This is a genomic window from Nocardia sp. NPDC050717, from assembly GCF_040654275.1.
Taxonomy (GTDB): Bacteria; Actinomycetota; Actinomycetes; order Mycobacteriales; family Mycobacteriaceae; genus Nocardia.
This window is the reverse complement of the sequence record NZ_JBFAHR010000024.1, coordinates 1-18,677: the sequence shown is the minus strand read 5'-3', so window position 1 is coordinate 18,677 and position 18,677 is coordinate 1. Positions and strand designations below refer to the sequence as shown.

Below are 18,677 nucleotides of genomic sequence, written 5' to 3'. Positions count from 1 at the left end.
GATGCCCTCGGTGTTCAGCGCTGCCTGCGACGGTAACGGACGCGACAGGGCTGTTGCAGCTGGACGACCATCTTCGAGTGGTCGTTGCGATAGGTGTCCGAGGGCTGCGCGAGTTCGAACTCCCAGTCCCGCAGCAGGATCGAGAAGATCGCCTTGAGCTGCATGAGCGCGAACGGCGCCCCGACGCAGCGGTGCCTGCCCGCGCCGAACGGGATCCAGGTCCACCGGTTGACGATGTCGTCCTGGCGCGGATCGAGATAGCGGCCGGGATCGAAGGCATCGGGATCGGGGAAGTCCTCCGGGATCCGGTTGGACACCGCCGGTGTCGCGGCCACCATGTCCCCGGGGGAGATCTTGTGCCCGCACACCTCGAACTCCCCGCGCGCCACCCGCATGAGCACGATCAGCGGCGGGTGCAACCGCAACGTCTCCTTGAGCGCGGCCTCGAGCCGCGGGATCTGGCGCAGCGCATGGTGACTCACCTCGGAGCCGTCGGCGAACAGCTCGTCGAGCTCGGTCCGCACCGCTTCCAGCAGTTCGGGGTGGCGCAGCAGTTCGATGACGGTCCAGGCGGCGGTGCCCGAGGTGGTGTGGTGACCGGCGAACATCATCGAGATGAAGATGCCGGTGATCTCGGTCGCGGGGAACCGCGGCGCGCCGTTCTCATCGGGCACCGACATGAGGACGTCGAGCATGTCGCGCTCGCCCTTGCCCGGCGGCGGCGCGGCCGCGCGCTGATCCATGATCGCCTGCACGAGCTCCACCAGCGCGGCGCGCGCGGCGTCACGGCGGGTGAAACTCTCGATCGGCGCGTACGGGTCGACATAGGCGAGCGCGTCGGTGCCCTGCTCGAGCTCGTGGTAGAGGTGCGCGAACCGGGAATCGAGCTGATCGCGGAACTTCACGCCGATCAGGCACGCCGAGGAGGTGTAGATGGTCAGTTCGGCGAAGAACTCGAGCAGATCGATCTCGCCCTCGTCGTCCCAGTTCGCGATCATCCGGTCGACCTCGCGGGCGATGGTGCTCGCGTGCCCACGCATGTGATCGGCGCGCAGGGCCTGGTTGTGCAGCATCTCCTTGCGGCGCTCGGGTGGCGCGTCGAACACGACACCCTCGCCGAAGATCGGCTTCATGAACGGGTAGGCGGCGCCCTGGTCGAGGTCGTCGTCACCGGCGCGGAAGAAGAACTCGTTGGCTTCGGCGCCGGAGAGCAGCACGACGGTGCGCCCGGCGAGTTCGAAGGTTCCGACGTCGCCGCATTCGGCGCGCACGCGGCGCATCAACGCGATCGGGTCGGTGCGGAACTCTGTGAGATGCCCGTGGTCTTCCTCGCCTCCGGACACGCGCCGCGGAATGGCCAGCGTCATGGGGAATCCTTCCCGGAATGATGTCCAGACAAATGATGGACATGTGTCTGGACAGTACTACGGCGACTGTCGCGCGACAAGGTTTCCGTGGATTCGCCGACGGCTAGGCGCCGGGTGCGGGATCCGTCAGCAGGCGGCGCGCGCAGGCTTCGAGCAGATCGGCCACCTCGGCGTACGACAGCAGACCCATGCCGCCTTGGAGCAGGGCGCCGGAGTACAGGAGTTCCAGTGCCGCCAGCTGTTCCGGGTCGCGGGTGCCCAGCGCGCCGGCGAGCCGGTGGCGTATCTCGGTGCCGATGCGCAGGCGCAGGTGCCGCACGTCCGGATCGTCGCCGAGCAGCGCGCTGCTGACCGCGCCCGCCAGCGCGGGTTCGTCGGCCACCAGCATCGAGACCTGCCGCAGCACGGCGACGACCCGTGTCGTCGGGTCGGCCGCGGTGTCGTCCAGCGGTGGCATGGCGACCAGGCGGCGCCAGAACACCTCGGAGATGAGGTGTTCCTTGGAGGAGAAGTAGGTGTACGCCGTGGCGGTGCCCACGCTCGCCGCGGCGGCGACGAGCCGGATCGTGGTGCCGGAGTAGCCCTCTCGGGACAGCACCTCGATCGCGGCGGCGGTCAGGCGGTCCACGGTGTCGGCCTGTTTCTCGGTCAAGCGTCGTCGAGTGGCCTCGATGCCGGTAGGCGCGATTTCGGACATGTGTCTGGATGCTACTACAGACTTATGTTCGGACAAATGACGCCGATTTCCTTGCGGCCCTTCCGTCATCCGAACTATATTCCGTACACCTGTCCAGACAAGTATCGGAGCCTTGCTATGAACGGCCTCGTCCCCGCCGACGGCACGCCCCTGCTGATCGGCGGCAAGCTGATCCCCGGCGGTTCCGGCGTCTTCGCGACGATCAACCCGGCCACCGAGGAAGTGCTCGGTTATGCCGCCGACGCCTCCGCCGCGGACATGGACGCCGCGATCGGCGCGGCCCGCACGGCCTTCGACGAGACCGATTGGTCGCGCGACCCGGCCTTCCGTGCCCGCTGCCTGCGTCAGCTGCGCGACGTCATGGGCGAACACCTCGAAGAACTGCGTGAGCTCACGATCGCCGAGGTCGGTACCCCGGTGATGCTCACCAGCGGACCGCAGCTGGAGGGCCCGATCGCCGACCTCTCCTACGCCGCCGATCTCGCCGAGAACTACACGTGGGAAACGGATCTCGGCACCAGGGAGCTGATGGGCGTCGCCAGCAGGCGGGTGATCCGGCGCGAGGCCGTCGGCGTCGTCGGCGCGATCACGCCGTGGAACTTCCCGCACCAGATCAACCTGGCCAAGATCGGGCCCGCGCTCGCCGCGGGCAACACGGTCGTGCTCAAGCCCGCGCCGGACACGCCGTGGTGCGCCGCCGTGCTCGGTCCGCTGATCGCCGAACACACCGACATCCCCGCGGGCGTACTCAACATCGTCACCTCGTCCGATCACGGTGTCGGCGCGCGGCTGGTCGAGGACCCTCGCGTCGACATGATCACCTTCACCGGGTCGACCAGGACCGGTCGCGCGGTGATGGCGAGCGCCGCAGCCACCCTCAAGCGGACCTTCCTCGAGCTCGGCGGCAAGTCTGCGGCGGTGGTGCTCGACGACGCCGACATCGCGGCGGCCGCGAGCTACACCGCGTTCACCGTGGCCGTGCACGCCGGCCAGGGCTGCGCGCTCACCACCCGGCTGCTGGTGCCGCGGGCCTCCTATGACGCCGCTGTCGCCGCCGCGGCCTCGACACTGTCGGGGCTCGCCGCCGGTGATCCGACGAACGCCGGAACCGTGTGCGGGCCGGTCATCTCCGCGCAGCAGCGGGCCAGAGTGGAGCGCTACCTCGAGCTCGCCAGGGCCGAGGGCGGGCGGATCGAGACCGGCGGTGGCAGGCCCGCCGATCGCGAACGCGGGTTCTTCGTCGAACCCACCGTCATCAGCGGACTCCCCAACACGGCGACCGTGGCGCAGGAGGAGATCTTCGGGCCGGTGCTCGTCGTGATCCCGCACGACGGGGACGACGACGCGATCCGGCTGGCCAACGAATCGCCCTACGGGCTGTCGGGCTCGGTGTGGGGCACCGATCCCGAGCGCGTCGAGCGCGTGGTCGCGGGCGTGCGGACGGGGACGTTGAGCGTCAACGGCGGCCTCTGGTACCACGCCGACGCGCCGTTCGGCGGTTACAAGCACTCCGGCATCGGCCGGGAGATGGGCGTCGCCGGTTTCGAGGAATACCTCGAGACCAAGCTCGTCGCCACGCCCGCCTGACCCCCACCATCCACAGGAGCTGAACCACCATGGCACGTTTCACCGGTCGCACCGCGATCGTCACCGGCGCGGCGCAGGGCATCGGCGCGGCCTACGCCACCGCACTCGCCGCGGAGGGGGCCAATGTCGTCGTCGCCGATCTCAATGCCGAGCGCGGTGCCGAGGTGGCGGCGGGAATCGTCGCCGACGGCGGCACCGCCGTCTTCCGGCACGTCGACGTGGCCGACCCGAAATCCGCTGTCGCCCTGGCCGAATCCGCCGTCGCCGAATTCGGCGCCATCGATCACCTGGTCAACAACGCCGCGATCTACGGCGAGATGAAGCTCGACCTGCTGCTCACCGTGCCGTGGGACTACTACAAGAAGTTCATGGGCGTGAACCTCGACGGCGCGCTCAATATGACGCGGGCGGTGTGGAAGCCGATGATGGCCGCGGGCGGTGGCTCCATCGTCAACCAGTCGTCCACGGCGGCCTGGCTGTATTCGGGGTTCTACGGGCTGGCCAAGGTCGGGATCAACGGTCTCACCCAGCAGCTGGCGACCGAGCTCGGCGGCTCGAAGATCCGGATCAACGCCATCGCGCCCGGCCCCATCGACACCGAGGCCACCCAGACCGTCACGCCGGGAAACCTGGTGAAGGACATGGTGTCCCGCATCCCGATCAAGCGGATGGGCACGCCGGAGGACCTCGTGGGTGCCTGCCTGTACCTGCTGTCCGACGAGGCGAGCTGGGTGACCGGGCAGATCCTCAACGTCGACGGCGGGCAGATCATCCGATGACGACCGAAAGCGGCTATCTCCCGGTCGGATTCGTCGGCCTGGGCAACATGGGCACGCCGACGGCGCGCCGGCTGCTGGCGTGGCCGGGCGGGCTCACCGTCTGCGATGTGCGTGCCGAGGCCACGGCGCCGTTCGTCGAGGCGGGGGCGCGGGCGGTCGCCGATCCGGCGGACCTGGCGGCGCACGCGCGGGTCATCTGCGTGACCGTCGTCGACGACGCGCAGGTGACCGACGTCGTCACCGGCGTTCTGCGCACCGCGGCGCCGGGCACGGTCGTCGCCGTGCATTCGACGATCAGCGACCGCACCGCGGAGACGCTCGCCGCGCGCTGCGCCGAACAGGGCGTCGAATTCGTCGACGCGCCGGTGAGCGGCGGTGCGCCCGGCGCCACCGGCGGCACGCTGGCCGTGATGGTCGGCGGCACCGACACCGCGGTCGAGCGGATCAGGGAACCCTTCGGGCTGTTCGCCGACCTGATCGTGCACGCCGGGGGAGTCGGGGCGGGCACCCGGATGAAGCTGGCGCGCAACCTGCTTCACTTCATCTCGTTCACCGCGGCCACCGAGGCGCAGCGCCTGGCCGAGGCCGCGGGCCTGAGCCTGACGGCGCTGGGCAAGGTGGTGCGGCACTCCGACGCGGTGACCGGCGGGCCGGGCGCGATCATGCTGCGCGACACCACCGCCCCGCTCGACCCCGACGACTTCTGGTTCCCGATCCTCAGCCACGTGCGTGACCTCGGCGAGAAGGATCTGTCGCTGGCCGTCGACCTCGGCGACCGGCTCGGCGTCGACCTGCCGCTGGCGCAGCTGGCGATCGCCCGGCTGGCCGACGGCCTCGGTGTCGCCGGATCCGTTCTCGACAAGGAGATCTCATGACCACCGACGGCACCACCCCGAACGAGACCAGGCAGCGCGGCCTGGCGAAGATGAGCGAGGTCTACGGCTGGGACTTCGCCGACGGCCCCGGCGCGCACTTCGCCGTCACCGCGGACCATCTGTTCGCCGACATCTGGTCGCGGCCCGGGCTGTCCGTCCGGGACCGCAGGCTGTTGCTGCTCGGCGCAGTCACCGCGCAGGGCCATCTCGACATCGCCGAGATCCAGATCGGCGCCGCGCTGCGCAACGCGGAACTGTCCGAGGAACAGCTCCGCGAGATCGCGCTGTTCCTCTGCCATTACGTCGGCTGGCCCGCGGGCACGAAGCTGGACGGTGCCGTCGGCAAGGTGATCGCCCAGGAACGGCGGAAGAAGTAGCCGGGCCCGCGATGCGGTCGGACGGCCTCGCCGAACCGGCGAGTAGCATCCAGACGCATGTCCGAAAGCGATTCCATCAGCCTCGAAGCGACGCGGCGGCGTTTGACCGACAAGCAGGCCGACACCGTGGACCGGCTCACCAAGGCCGCGCTGCGCGTGCTGGCCCGCGATGGCTTCTCCGGCATGACGATCCGGCTGGTCGCGGCGGAGGCTGGCGTCGGCACGGCGACCGCCTACACCTATTTCTCGTCCAAGGAACACCTGGTGGCCGAGATCTTCTGGCGGCGTCTGCTCGCCGCGCCCTCGCCCGCCAGCGAGGACCCGGATCCGACCGTGCGCGTGCTCGCCGAGCTGCGCAGCATCGCCCTGTTGGTCGCCGACGAACAGGAGCTCTCGGGTGCCGTCACCAGCGCGCTGCTCGGTGGTGACCCCGATGTCGAACACCTGCGCACCCGGATCGGCATCGAGATCCGCGGCCGGATCGCACGCGCGCTCGGGCCGGACGCCGACGACGAGGTCATCGAATGGCTCGAGCTGATCTACGCGGGCGCGCTCGTGCGCGCGGGGATGGGGTACGGGTCCTACGAACAGATCGCGGATCGCATCGAGCGGGCGGCACTGCGCGTGCTGCGCGGCGCCGACTGACCGCGTCGCACGGTTCTCACGGGCCGCCGAGGGGGCGACGGCGACTCGGCGGTGTGCTCGCGGGTTCGGGCGCGAGTGGGCGTCGCGTCGGCGTGGTAACGCTGGACCGTCCACCGAACCGCCTGCGCGGTACCGCCGGTACCACGTACTGTGGGCCCATGGTGACCACCGAGATCGCGAACGCCGACGGAGTCGTGCGCACTCGCGCGGACCGTCGTGGCGTCCTGCCTGCGGAGCCGCGGCTCGTGGGAGTGCGAAGGGGCGAGGCATGACCGTCGACGTGGACGCGGGCCGATTGGCCGACCGCATCAAGTCGCTGTACGCCGAGGACGCGCAGATCCGCGCCGCGACCCCGGACGCGGACGTGCACGAGATCGTCACCACCCCGGGTCTGCCACTGGCGCGGCTCGTGTCCACTGTCATGACCGCCTACCGTGATCGGCCCGCGCTGGGTGTCCGGCGCACCGAAACGGTCGAGGCGGGCGGCCGCCGCACCCGCAGACTGCTGCCGGAGTTCGAGCTGCTGACCTACGGCGAGATCTGGGACCGTGCCCGCGCGGTCGCGTCGGCGTGGCACGCCGAGGGTGTCGTTGCGGGGAACTTCGTCGCCACACTCGGATTCACCGGCGCCGACTACACCGTGCTCGACCTGGCGACGATCCACCTCGGCGCGGTCGCGGTACCGCTGCAGTCGGGCGCCGGAGCGGCGCAGCTGCGGTCGATCCTGGACGAGACGCAACCGCGGGTGTTCGCGGTGGACACCGCCCACCTGGCGATCGCGGTCGATGTCGTCCTCGCGGGCTCGGCGCCGCGCACCCTGCTGGTGTTCGACCACCACGCGGACGACGGCGACCATCGCGACGCCCTCGCGGCCGCACGCGCCCGGCTCGCTGAAGCGGGGTCGACGATCGCGGTCCACACCGTGGACGACACGGTCAGCCGTGGCCGGTCACTCGATCCCGCCCCGCTGACCGTGCCGGCGGCGGGGGAGGACCCCCTCGCCATGCTGATCTACACATCCGGCAGCACCGGCACGCCCAAGGGCGCGATGTACACCCAGCGACTGGTCACCGCGGGCTGGCAGCCGGCGCGCCCGATCGCCGTCATCACTGTGAACTTCCTGCCGATGAGTCATATCGCGGCCAGGCTCACGCTCAACGCCACCCTCGCCCGGGGCGGTACCGCATACTTCGCGGCTGCGCCGGACATGTCGACCCTGTTCGAGGACCTCGCCCTGGTGCGGCCCACGGAGATCTTTCTGGTGCCGCGGGTCTGCGACATGATCCTGCAGCAGTTCCGGTCCGAGGTCGAGCGCCGTACACGGCCGGGGGCGGACCTCACGGCGCTGGGGGAGCAGGTGAAAGCCGAACTGCGCGAGCAGTTCCTGGGTGGCCGGTTGATGACCGTGCTGTGCGGGAGTGCGCCGATCGCGCCGGAGTTGCGGAGTTTCGTCGAGTCGGTGCTGCGGTTGCGCCTGCACGACGGGTACGGCTCCACCGAGACCGGTGGCGGCGTCATCTTCGACACCAAGGTGATGCGGCCGCCGGTGCTGGACTACAAACTCGTCGACGTCCCCGAGCTCGGCTATTTCCGCACCGACAAGCCGTATCCGCGCGGTGAGCTGCTGCTGAAGACGACCACCATGATCGCGGGCTACTACCGCCGCCCCGAGGTGACGGCCGAGGTCTTCGACGAGGACGGCTTCTGCCGCACAGGCGATGTCGTCGCCGAGCTGGCGCCCGACCGGCTGGCCTACGTCGACCGCCGCAACAACGTGCTCAAGCTGTCGCAGGGCGAGTTCGTCACGATCTCACGGCTGGAGGCGATCTTCGCCGGCGCCGACCTGGTGCGCCAGATCTACGTCTACGGCAGCAGCGAACGCGCGTATCTCCTCGCCGTCGTGGTGCCGACCGAGGCCGCTCTGGACCGACCGGCCGACCAGCTGCGGGCCGCGCTGGCCGCCGCCCTGCACCGCGTCGCCGTGGTGGCCGAGCTGGAACCCTACGAGATTCCGCGTGACTTCCTGATCGAGCCGGAACCGTTCACCATCGCGAACGGCCTGCTCTCCGGCGTCGGAAAGCTGCTGCGGCCCAAGCTGAAACAGCGCTACGGCGCGCGGCTGGACGCCCTCTACGACGAGGTGGCGCGGGACCAGGAGACGGAGCTGGCGAGTCTGCGCCGCGATGCCGCGGGCCTCTCGGTGGACGAGGTGGTCGCGCGGGCGGCCAGGGCGGTCCTCGGCTGCGCCGCCACCGACCTGCGGCCCGACGCGCGGTTCGGTGACCTGGGCGGCGATTCCCTGGCGGCCCTGTCGTATTCGACCCTCCTGCGGGAACTGCTCGACGTCGACGTGCCCGTGAACGTACTGCTCGCCCCGGACAGCGACCTCGCCCGGCTCGCCGGCTACATCCGCCGCGAACGCGAACCGGACACCCGCCGCGTCGACGCCGCCACGGTCCACGGTGTCGACGCGACAACGATCCGTGCCGACGATCTGGCCCTGGCCGCGTTCCTGGACACCGCCACTCTGCAAGCGGCACACCACATCCCGGCCGCGGCCACAGCCGCCCGGACGGTCCTGATCACCGGCGCCAACGGCTACCTCGGCCGCTTCCTGCTGTTGACCTGGCTGGAACGCCTGGCACCCCGCGGCGGCCGGGTGATCTGCGTGGTGCGCGGCGGCGATGCCGGCTCCGCCCGCGCCCGGCTCGACGCCGTCTTCGAGACCGACGGAGCGCTGAGGGACCGCTTCCGTGCGCTGGCGGCGGACACGCTGGAGGTGGTACCCGGCGACATCGGGGAGCCGAATCTCGGCCTGGACGCCGCCACCTGGCAGCGCCTGGCCCAGGATGTCGACCTGATCGTGCACTCGGCAGCCCTGGTGAACCACGTGCTGCCGTACGCGCAGCTGTTCGGCCCGAATGTCGTCGGCACCGCCGAGGTCATCCGGCTGGCGCTCACCGCGACCCGGAAACCGGTGAGCTACCTGTCGACCGTGGCGGTCGCGGCGCAAGGGGAGTCGTTCGCCGAGGACGGCGACGTGCGGACGATGAGCCCCGTCCGCCGCGTCGACGAGACCTACGCCAACGGCTACGGCAACAGCAAGTGGGCGGGCGAGGTATTGCTGCGTGCCGCGTCGGACACCTTCGGCCTGCCGGTGGCGGTGTTCCGCTCGGACATGATCCTGGCGCACAGCGAGCATCCCGGCCAGCTGAACGTCCCCGACGTGTTCACCCGGCTGCTGCTGAGCGTGCTGGTGACCGGGCTGGCCCCGATGTCGTTCTACCGCACCGATTCCCAGGGCCGACGACAGCGCGCGCACTACGACGGTCTCCCCGCCGACTTCGTCGCCGCCGCGATCACGGACCTCGGCGCGGCCGCGACCGGCGGCTACCGCACCTACGATGTCGTCAACCCGCACGACGACGGCATCTCCCTCGACGTCTTCGTCGACTGGCTGATCGAGGCGGGCCATCGCGTGGACCGCATCGCCGACTACGACGAGTGGTTCCGGCGATTCGAGACCGCCTTGCGCGCGCTGCCCGAGGATCAGCGCAAACACACTCTGCTCCCGTTGCTGCACGCGTACCGCCGTCCGGGGCGCCCGCTCGCCGGATCGGCCCTGCCCGCCGAGGGATTCCGGGCAGCAGTGCGCGCGGCCGGGATCGGCGCCGAGCGCGACATTCCGCACCTGGGGCCGGAACTGATCGGGAAGTACGTGAGCGACCTGACGTGTCTGGGATTGCTGGAGGCCTGAGGCGGGGTCACTCGGCGGGAGCGTCACGTGGCGGGAAGAACACCCGCTTCAGCAACCCGGACAGCAGCTCCCGTTCGTCCTCGCTGAGCCGGTCCAGGCCCGCCCTCGTGGCGTTCATCTTCGCGCGGATCGCGTCGGTGACACGCTCACCTTCGGGCGTGAGGACGAGAGTGGTCACGCGGCGATCGGACTCGCTCGTCTCGCGGCGCACCAGGCCGCGCTTCTCCAGCCGGTTGATGATCCCGGTGACATTGGACGCGTCGCAGGTCAGCACCTCGGCCAGCGCGCGCATCGAGGCCGGGCGCCTGCGCAGCACCGTCAGCGTCTTGCCCTGGCTCGCGGTGAGATTCTCGCTCGCCGCCGCGACCGTGAAATCGCCGTAGTAGGCGCCGAGCGCCACCGAGAGCAGCTCCATGAGCTGGGCCGGGTCGGTGCGGAGAGCGTCTGCCATGAGGATCACCCTATCCGCAAATACTTGACTATCTCAAATACTTCCCCCTACGGTGGCATTGCTTGAAGTTCTCAACCATCGACTTTGTCAAGTAGCTACAGGAGCGCTTTGTGACCGTCACCACCTCCGAGCTCGCCCGCACGGCCGAGATCCTGTCCCGCCCCGTCGCGCTGAACGGCCTGACCGTCCCGAATCGCATCGCGATGGCGCCGATGACGCGCATGTTCTCGCCCAACGGCGTCCCCGGCGACGACGTGCGGTCCTACTACGCCCGCCGTGCCGCGGCCGGCGTCGGCCTGATCGTCACCGAGGGCACCTACGTCGGCCACGACTCGGCGGGCAACAGTGACCGCGTGCCGCGCTTCCACGGCGAGGAGCAGCTGGCGGGCTGGGCGAAGGTCGCCGCCGACGTGCACGCCGCGGGCGGCACGATCGTCCCGCAGCTGTGGCACATCGGCATGGTCCGCAACCAGGGCGAGCCGCCGTTCGCCGACGCGCCCGCCGTCGGCCCCTCCGGCATCGGCGTCGACGGCACGGAGGGCGCGGGCAAGGCGATGACCCAGGCCGACCTGGACGATGTCATCGGCGCGTTCGCCGAGGCCGCCGCGGCGGCCGAACGCATCGGCTTCGACGGCGTCGAACTGCACGGCGCCCACGGCTATCTGCTCGACCAGTTCTTCTGGGCCGGATCCAACCGGCGCGAGGACGCCTACGGCGGAGATCCCGTGGCGCGCACCAGGTTCGCCGCCGAGATCGTGGCGGCGGTCCGGGCTGTCGTGTCGCCGGAGTTCCCGGTGATCCTGCGCTACTCGCAGTGGAAGCAGCAGGACTACCGCGCCCGCCTCGCCGACACCCCGCAGGAGCTCGAGGCGATCCTCGCGCCGCTCGTCGCCGCGGGTGTCGACGCCTTCCACGCGTCGACCCGCCGCTACTGGCTCCCCGAATTCGACGGCTCCGACCTCAATCTGGCCGGCTGGACCAAGAAGCTCACCGGCCTGCCCACCATCACCGTCGGCTCCGTCGGCCTCGACGGCGACTTCCTGCGCGCGTTCACCGGCGAGGGCGCCGAACTCGGCAGCATCGACAACCTGCTCGACCGCATGGAGCGCGACGAGTTCGACATGGTCGCGATCGGCCGCGCGTTGCTGCAGGACCCCGAGTGGGCCGCCAAGGTCCTCGCCGGCCGCACCGACGAGCTGAAGCCCTACGACGCCGCGGCGCTGAAGACCCTGAGCTAGATCCGGACAGCCGAACGGGCTCCGGTACCGAATCCGGTACCGGAGCCCTGACCACCGATCAGCCGAGGAACGCGTTCACCGACTTCTGCTCGGTGTAGGCCTCGATCGCGGCCGCCCCGAGTTCGCGACCCCAGCCGGACTGCTTGTAGCCACCGAAGGGCAGCGCCGCGTCGAAGGCGTTGTGCGCGTTGATCCACACCGTGCCCGCCTTGATCTGGCGCGCGGTGCGGTGCGCTTTCGACACATCTCGCGTCCAGACCGACGCCGCCAGCCCGTACGGGGTGTCGTTCGCCGCCGCGGCGACACCGCGTTCGGCGTCGAACGGTGTCGCCACCACGACCGGTCCGAAGATCTCCTCGCGGTACACGCTGAACGAGGAGTCCACGTCGACCAGCACGGTCGGCTCGACGAAATAGCCACGGTCACCGTGGCGTCGGCCGCCGCTCAGCGCTCTGGCGCCGTCGCGCAGGCCCTGATCGACATATCCCAGCACCCGGTCGAGCTGTGTCTGCGACACCAGCGGCCCGACCTCGGTGGTGGGGTTCAGGCCCTGTCCGAGCCTGCTCGCCGCGGCGACCTCGGCGACGCCACGGGTGAATTCCTCGAAGATCTTGTCCTCCACCAGCAGCCGGGTCCCACTGGTGCACGTCTGGCCCTGATTGAACAGGAACCCGGACGCGGTTCCGGGGATCGCCAGGTCCAGATCGGCGTCGGCGTACACCACCTGGGGACTCTTGCCGCCGAGTTCGAGGCTGACCTTCTTCAGGTTGCCCTTGGCCGCGTCCACGATCTGCCGGCCGACCTCGGTCGACCCGGTGAACGCGATCTTGTCCACGTCCTCGTGCGCGGCCAGCGCCGCACCCGCGTCGCCGTAGCCGGTGACGACGTTGCACACCCCGTCGGGCAGCCCGACCTCGGCCAGGATCTCCGCGAGCCGCAGGGCCGTGAGCGGAGTGTCCTCGGCGGGTTTGAGCACCACCGTGTTGCCGGTGGCCAGGGCGACGGGAATCTTGAACGCGGCCATCAGCAGCGGGAAGTTCCACGGGATGATCGCCCCGCACACCCCGACAGGTTCGCGGAGAGTGTAAGCGTGCCACTGTGTTCCGGGCGCCCACGGCACCGACACCGGAATCGTGCGGCCCTCGATCTTCGTCGCCCAGCCGGCGTAGTACTCGAACAGTTCGGCGACCCAGGTGATGTCGACGGCCTGCGCGACCGCGGCAGACTTGCCGTTGTCGAGCGATTCGAGCTGCGCGAGCTCTTCGGCGTTGGCGTAGATCGCCTCGCCGGCCCGGAACAGCAACCGCTGGCGTTGCGCGGGCGTCCACAGCGACCATTCGCCCTCGAACGCCGTGCGCGCCGCGCGCACCGCCCGATCGACGTCGGCCGCCTCGGCGTGCGCGACCTCGGTCAGGACCTGCCCGGTGGCGGGATCGCGCGTCTCGAAGGTGCGGCCCGACAGCGCGTCGACCCACTGCCCGCCGATGAACAGTTTCTTCGGTGTTGCCAGCCAGTCGCGGACCTGCGGCAGGACGGGCGCGTCCGTCGGGTTCAGTACTTCGGTCATCTCTGCCTCCGGTGTGTCAGGAATGGCTGTGCACGAGCACGCCGCGGATGTTGTGGCCGTTGAGCAGGTCGTCGTAGCCCTGGTTGATCTCGTCGAGCGTGTAGGTGCGGGTGACGAGTTCGTCCAGCGCGAGGTCGCCGCGCTGGTACAGCCCGAGGATCTTCGGGATGTCGACCGTCGGATTGCAGTCGCCGAACAGGCTGCCGCGCAGTTCCTTCCGGAACAGGGTCATGATCGAGCCCGGCAGCTGGATGTTGATCTCGTCGAGCTTGTTCAACCCGGTCAGCACGACCTTGCCGCCCTTGCCGACGGCGTCGAAGCCCGCCTGCACGATCTCCGCGGTGAGCAGGTCGGGAATCAGGATCGCGGCGTCCGCGCCCTGGCCGCGGGTCAGCTCGACGATCATCTCCTGGGCCGCGCCGGCATCGGCGAAGGCGTGCGTGGCGCCGAGTTCGAGGGCACGCTCACGCTTGTTCCGCAGCGGGTCGACCGCGACGACGTACTTGGCGCCCGCGTATCGCGCGCCCTGCACGGCGTTGATGCCGAGGCCACCGATGCCGAACACCACGACGACATCACCGGGCGCGACCTCGGCGGTGTTGACCGCCGAGCCCCAACCGCTGGGGACGCCGCAGCCCACCAGGACCGCCTTGTCCAGCGGCAGGTCGTCGTCGACCTTGACGCACGAATTCTGGTGGATCACCCCGTACTGGCTGAAGGTGCCCAGCATGCACATCGCGCCGTAGTCACCGGACGGGCCGGTCAGCGGAAAACGGCCGCCGGGGAGATAGCCGTCGAGGATCGTCGCGCCCATGTCGCAGATCGACTGCCTGCCCGTGGCGCAGTAGCGACAGGTGCCGCAGCTCGGGATGAACGAGCACACGACGTGGTCGCCGGGCTTGACGCGCGTGACGCCGGGGCCGACGTCCTCGATGATGCCCGCGCCTTCGTGGCCGAGAACCATCGGCAGCCGCGCCTCCAGATCACCGCGGGCGATGTGCACATCCGAATGACAGAGCCCGCCGTACAGATACCGGATGAGCACTTCGCCCTCGCGAGGCTTGTCGACCTCGAGCTCTTCGATCTCGATCGGCTTGCCTACCTGGTAGACGACTGCGGCCTTGGTCTTCATGACGGTCTCCTGATCGTGTCGACGTCGCCGTTGGACGTGATGGAGACCACAGTCGCAATATCGCGAGGTCACGAGTGTTCAAGAACTGAACAGTCGTGACCCAGGCCACGCTTGCTACCTTTGTGCATGACCGAATCGGGCGAGCGAGGTGGTGAGATGAGCGAGTTCGACACCCTCGGCGGCACCCGTGATCCGATCGCGGCCTCCTGGCACCGGGCGACGCTGGCAGGCCTCGAGCCGTCGTCCGCGCTCGATCGGCTCACCTACGGCGAGGTGGACGAGACGAGTCCGCTGATGGCCGCCGCCCTGCCCGTGCTCGCCGACCTCAACCGGCGTCTGGAGGGCACCGATTTCACGACGATGGTGGTCGACCGCGATGGTCACATCGCGCACCGCGGGTGCGGGAGCAGCCACGCGCGCCAGACGTTCGATCACATGGGCGTCGATGTCGGCGCCTCGCTGCTGGAGGAAGTCATCGGGACGAACGCGCCCGGCGTCGTCCTCGAGACGCGCACCAGCGTCGCGGTCAACGGGGCCGAGCACTTCGCGCTGCCGCTGCGGCAGCTGAGCTGCTTCGGCCATCCGATCTTCCACCCGACGACCCGGCGGATCGAAGGTGTCCTGAACATCTCCACCGCCGCCGAGGCGGCGAGCCCACTGTTGGCCCCGCTGGTCGGCCGGACGGTCGCCGACATCGAACAGCGTCTGCTCGACAGCAGCCGCGTCTCCGACCGCGAACTGCTCGCGGCGTTCCAGGTCGCCAAGACCCGCAGGCGAGCCGTGGTCGCGATCGGCCGCGATCTGCTGATGTCCAACCAGCTCGCGACCGACCTGCTCGGCTCCACCGATCTCACCCTCCTGCGCATTCTGGCGGCCGAAGTCCGTCGAACCGCCGTGGTCGACGTGACGCTCGAGTCGGGGATCGCCGTCCGGGTCGAGGCCACCAGGATCGGTGGAGCGGCGGGTGGGACGCTGCTCAGTGTCGAGGCGCACGAGCGGCAAGCGCCGAAACGCCCCAGCCCGTCGCCGGAAACCGGTGCGCCCCTGCTGATCACCGGGCCGCCGGGATCGGGCCGGTCGAGGGCCGCGCGCGCCCACGCCACCGACCTGCCGGTGACCGTGCTGACCGCCGCGGACGCACTGCTCGACGGCCCGGACACGTGGGCGCGGGACTTCGCGGCCCTGGTCCGCACCCGGCAGGGCTCGGTCTGCGTCGACGGCTTGGAACTGCTACCGAACGAGCTCGTCGATGTGGTGAAAACCCATGTCGCCCATCGGCGATTGCCCCGTGTCGTGCTCGTCAGCGGCCCCACCGAGCTGCTGTCCGGCCCCGCCGCCGCCCTGGCGGGCGAATGCACCGACCGGATCGAGCTCGCGCCACTCACCCGTCGCCGCGGCGAGATCCCCGAACTCGTCGCCACGATGCTCCGCGAGGCGGGCGCCGACCCCTCCCTGCACTTCACCCCGGGCGCGCTCGCGGCGATGTCCGCCCACGACTGGCCGGGAAATCTGCGGGAGCTGCACGCCGTCGTCGCCCACGTCGTCCGGAATCGGCGAACCGGCGCCGTGGTCATCACCGACCTGCCGGAGGCCTACCGCACCCAGCAACCGGCACGCCCGCTCGCTCCGATCGACCGCGCCGAACGCGACGTGATCGTCGAGGGCCTGCGCAGGAACAACGGCAACAAGGTCAAAGCCGCCCAGGACCTCGGCATCTCGCGCACCACGCTGTACGCCAAGATGCGGGCGCTCCGGATCACCGCGTACTGACGAGCGCTAGCCCTTCGTCGCCAGATGGGCGGCGGTCAACTCCGCCAGGACGCCGTCGGCCGGCGCCGGGGCGTGCTCGAGGTGGATGCCGCGCAGCTCGTCCATGAATCGGTCCCACAGTGGCGGCCCGCCCGCGGCCAGCAGTTCGGCCCGCACGGTCAGCTCCGGCGTGGTCTCGAGCCAGGCCGCGCCCCACGCGCCGAGCTGCGCCAGCACGGGGACGAGCTGAATCGCCGCCTCCGTCAGGTGGTACTCGACCTTCTGCCGATGACTCGGATCGTCGTCGCGAGTCAGCAGCCCCGCCTCGACCAGTTTCGCCAGCCGCGCGGCCAGGATGTTGGACGCGATGCCCTCGATCGAGCCCGTGAGCAACTCGCGGAAGTGCGTGTGCCCGCCGAACATGATGTCGCGCACCACGATCAGGCTCCACCGATCGCCGAGCAGCTCGACCGTCCGGTTGATCGGACAGCCCGACTTCCCCGGCGGCACCGGCAACTTTCTCGGCGAAACTGGTTGCGTCACGAGATCAGTCTAGAGTACGTTCGCAACTACTTGCAGAACGCAATCAGAAGGGTCTCCGATGTCACCTCAGGTACGCGTCCAGAACTTCGCGGTCTCCACCGACGGCTACGGCGCCGGTGAGGGCCAGAGCCTCGACCGCCCGTTCGGTCACGCCGACCCCGCCGACTTCATGTCCTGGGCGGGCGCCACCGCCCACTGGCCCAACCGCACCGACCCTGGCGGCACCTATGGCCTCGACGACTACATCACCCGCGACTACGCGGTGAACATCGGCGCGGAAATCATGGGCCGCAACAAGTTCGGCCCACAGCGCGGCCCGTGGGAGAACCACGACTGGCAGGGCTGGTGGGGCGACAACCCGCCCTTCCGCACCCCCGTCTTCGTCCTCACCCACCACCCCCGCCCCTCGTTCACCCTCTCCGACACCACCTTCCACTTCCTCGACGCCACCCCGAAGGACGCCCTCACCCGCGCCCTCGAGGCCGCCGACGGCAAGGACGTCCGCATCGGCGGCGGCGTCGCCACCGTCCGTGCCTTCCTCGACGCCGACCTCATCGACACCATGCACGTCGCCGTCGCCCCCGTCACCCTCGGCCGCGGCGAACGCCTCTGGACCACCCCCGAAGAACTCACCGACCGCTTCCACCACGAACAGGTCCTCAGCCCCAGCGGCGTCACCCACCACTTCTTCTGGCGCCCCTGACACCCCAAAACAGCCCCTCTACCAGCCGATTAGTACCTACGCAGAATCGTGCGGTAATCTTTTCGAGCACCCGGCAACGGGGGCAAGACGGGCTGTGGCGCAGCTTGGTAGCGCACCTGACTGGGGGTCAGGTGGTCGCAGGTTCAAATCCTGTCAGCCCGACAGTGAAAACCCCTTCTGACCTCGGTCGGAGGGGGTTTTCTCGTACCCGGAGATTTGACGTGGTTTGGCCAGACTCCACAGAAACTCAACAGTTTCGATTCTGATCAGGCGTCCAGTGTGTCGACGCGGCGCACCTCGGGGCGGTCAGCTGCCGTCGAGTCGGTAGGGCGGACGCCTGCAGTGTGCGAATCGACGGCGGTAACGGATCGTGTCGACGGCACGACTACGGATCCCATCGCACGGTCCTCTCGACGAGGTCGGCCATCTCACCTCCGGCAGCGACTGGAAACGGCTCGGGCCCGTATTCCGACGATCTGGTTCGCGTTGTCGACCATGCTGGGCGAGGCTGCCGCATCCACGATCTTGCGCCGCATAAGCTGGTTCACGCCTGCGCCGTGGCGGCGGTGCAGGAAGGTAGGGGAAGGTCTCGCCTCGTCGAGCAGTCGGCTGAGGCGAGACACCCTGTCTCGGTCCACCGAAGGTAGGGGTACGAGGAAGCTGCTGGCCATGTCGTGTCTCGAGGTCTCTCGGTTCACCCACAGGGTTGCCGCGGCCGACAGTCGACGCGGCCGCAGAAGTGCGGTGTCGAGAGCTATCCCGTGCACCCGTCGTGGAAGCAACCCTTCGAAATGCCCCGGATCGAGAAGGTCAGGGGTTCGATTCGAGCGGCACTGTGCGGTGGCGGCCCATTCGGGCGAAGCGCGGCCCTGCTCCCGAGGCGGCCCAGTTGGCGAGGGTCTTCACCGGGATCTTCAGCCGCGCTGCGAGTTCGGCTGTGCTCAACCACGTTTCATCGTTGGGTTGAGGCGGGCGCTCGGGGATGTCCCCCCGGTTCGAGCTCGTGTCTGAGGACGTGTGATGTGAAGGCATGCGAGACCAGAGTTTCTCCCCTGATCAGCGGCTCTTCTGGTTCCGAGTGTAGCTGGATAACGCTGAGGTTCCCCGCTTTCTCAGAGTGAACCGCCCCGGTGAGTCCGGAGACCTATCGGTGTGACAGCCCAACGGTGTGCTGGGCTGAGTGTTGAGCGTAGTGCGCGGCCTCCATCTC

16 protein-coding genes and 1 tRNA gene are annotated in these 18,677 nt (G+C 69.5%); 10 read left to right on the top strand and 7 right to left on the bottom strand.

Features of this window, described 5'->3' with window-relative positions; all coding sequences use genetic code 11:
• Positions 1-14 precede the first annotated feature (14 nt).
• Both AB0H56_RS30230 and AB0H56_RS30225 read right to left on the bottom strand, forming a co-directional pair.
• Positions 15-1,367, bottom strand: coding sequence for a cytochrome P450 (locus tag AB0H56_RS30230; protein ID WP_357169675.1), 1,353 nt, complete (start codon positions 1,365-1,367; stop codon positions 15-17).
• Between the two features lie 103 nt (positions 1,368-1,470).
• Complete coding sequence (locus tag AB0H56_RS30225; protein ID WP_357169672.1) at positions 1,471-2,064, bottom strand: helix-turn-helix domain-containing protein; 594 nt, start codon at positions 2,062-2,064, stop codon at positions 1,471-1,473.
• Between the two features lie 117 nt (positions 2,065-2,181).
• Between AB0H56_RS30225 and AB0H56_RS30220 the strand changes: the two genes are divergently transcribed.
• From AB0H56_RS30220 to car, 6 genes are all read left to right on the top strand, one after another.
• Positions 2,182-3,651 (top strand): aldehyde dehydrogenase, encoded by a 1,470-nt coding sequence (locus AB0H56_RS30220; RefSeq protein ID WP_357169669.1) that lies wholly within the window; start codon positions 2,182-2,184, stop codon positions 3,649-3,651.
• Between the two features lie 29 nt (positions 3,652-3,680).
• Entirely contained in the window at positions 3,681-4,430 is a 750-nt protein-coding gene (locus tag AB0H56_RS30215; RefSeq protein WP_357169666.1) for an SDR family oxidoreductase, read from the top strand.
• Positions 4,427-5,305, top strand: coding sequence for an NAD(P)-dependent oxidoreductase (locus AB0H56_RS30210; protein ID WP_357169664.1), 879 nt, complete (start codon positions 4,427-4,429; stop codon positions 5,303-5,305). The genes AB0H56_RS30215 and AB0H56_RS30210 overlap by 4 nt, the downstream gene beginning before the upstream one ends.
• Positions 5,302-5,682, top strand: a complete 381-nt coding sequence (locus tag AB0H56_RS30205; RefSeq protein WP_357169661.1) for a carboxymuconolactone decarboxylase family protein — start codon at positions 5,302-5,304, stop codon at positions 5,680-5,682. Before AB0H56_RS30210 ends, AB0H56_RS30205 begins: the two co-directional genes overlap by 4 nt.
• 57 nt (positions 5,683-5,739) lie before the next feature.
• Entirely contained in the window at positions 5,740-6,327 is a 588-nt protein-coding gene (locus AB0H56_RS30200) for a helix-turn-helix domain-containing protein (RefSeq protein WP_357169658.1), read from the top strand.
• A 268-nt stretch (positions 6,328-6,595) separates the two neighbouring features.
• Positions 6,596-10,084, top strand: coding sequence for a carboxylic acid reductase (car, locus tag AB0H56_RS30195; RefSeq protein ID WP_357169655.1), 3,489 nt, complete (start codon positions 6,596-6,598; stop codon positions 10,082-10,084).
• A gap of 7 nt (positions 10,085-10,091) precedes the next feature.
• Here the strand turns inward: car and AB0H56_RS30190 are convergent, their stop codons facing one another.
• A complete protein-coding gene (locus AB0H56_RS30190; RefSeq protein WP_357169652.1) occupies positions 10,092-10,535 on the bottom strand; it encodes a MarR family transcriptional regulator in 444 nt (147 codons plus the stop codon).
• Between the two features lie 110 nt (positions 10,536-10,645).
• Here AB0H56_RS30190 and AB0H56_RS30185 point away from each other — a divergent pair, with 110 nt between their 5' ends.
• Complete coding sequence (locus AB0H56_RS30185) at positions 10,646-11,773, top strand: NADH:flavin oxidoreductase (protein WP_357169649.1); 1,128 nt, start codon at positions 10,646-10,648, stop codon at positions 11,771-11,773.
• Between the two features lie 58 nt (positions 11,774-11,831).
• Here AB0H56_RS30185 and AB0H56_RS30180 read toward each other — a convergent pair whose 3' ends face one another.
• Both AB0H56_RS30180 and AB0H56_RS30175 read right to left on the bottom strand, forming a co-directional pair.
• Positions 11,832-13,340 carry an aldehyde dehydrogenase family protein gene (locus tag AB0H56_RS30180; protein WP_357169646.1) on the bottom strand — a complete coding sequence of 503 codons (1,509 nt, stop codon included), beginning with the start codon at positions 13,338-13,340 and terminating at the stop codon, positions 11,832-11,834.
• 16 nt (positions 13,341-13,356) lie between these two features.
• Positions 13,357-14,472 carry an NDMA-dependent alcohol dehydrogenase gene (locus AB0H56_RS30175; protein ID WP_357169643.1) on the bottom strand — a complete coding sequence of 372 codons (1,116 nt, stop codon included), beginning with the start codon at positions 14,470-14,472 and terminating at the stop codon, positions 13,357-13,359.
• 156 nt (positions 14,473-14,628) lie between these two features.
• Between AB0H56_RS30175 and AB0H56_RS30170 the strand changes: the two genes are divergently transcribed.
• Complete coding sequence (locus AB0H56_RS30170) at positions 14,629-16,242, top strand: helix-turn-helix domain-containing protein (RefSeq protein ID WP_357169640.1); 1,614 nt, start codon at positions 14,629-14,631, stop codon at positions 16,240-16,242.
• Positions 16,243-16,248: 6 nt separating this feature from the next.
• Here AB0H56_RS30170 and AB0H56_RS30165 read toward each other — a convergent pair whose 3' ends face one another.
• On the bottom strand, positions 16,249-16,764 hold the full coding sequence (locus tag AB0H56_RS30165; RefSeq protein WP_357169637.1) for a helix-turn-helix domain-containing protein: 516 nt from the start codon (positions 16,762-16,764) through the stop codon (positions 16,249-16,251).
• 58 nt (positions 16,765-16,822) lie between these two features.
• On the opposite strand from AB0H56_RS30165, the gene AB0H56_RS30160 reads away from it, so the two are divergent.
• Entirely contained in the window at positions 16,823-17,467 is a 645-nt protein-coding gene (locus AB0H56_RS30160; RefSeq protein ID WP_357169634.1) for a dihydrofolate reductase family protein, read from the top strand.
• An 88-nt stretch (positions 17,468-17,555) separates the two neighbouring features.
• Positions 17,556-17,629: transfer RNA gene (locus tag AB0H56_RS30155), tRNA-Pro, on the top strand.
• A 648-nt stretch (positions 17,630-18,277) separates the two neighbouring features.
• Here the strand turns inward: AB0H56_RS30155 and AB0H56_RS30150 are convergent.
• Positions 18,278-18,499 carry a helix-turn-helix domain-containing protein gene (locus AB0H56_RS30150; protein ID WP_357169631.1) on the bottom strand — a complete coding sequence of 74 codons (222 nt, stop codon included), beginning with the start codon at positions 18,497-18,499 and terminating at the stop codon, positions 18,278-18,280.
• Positions 18,500-18,677 lie beyond the last annotated feature (178 nt).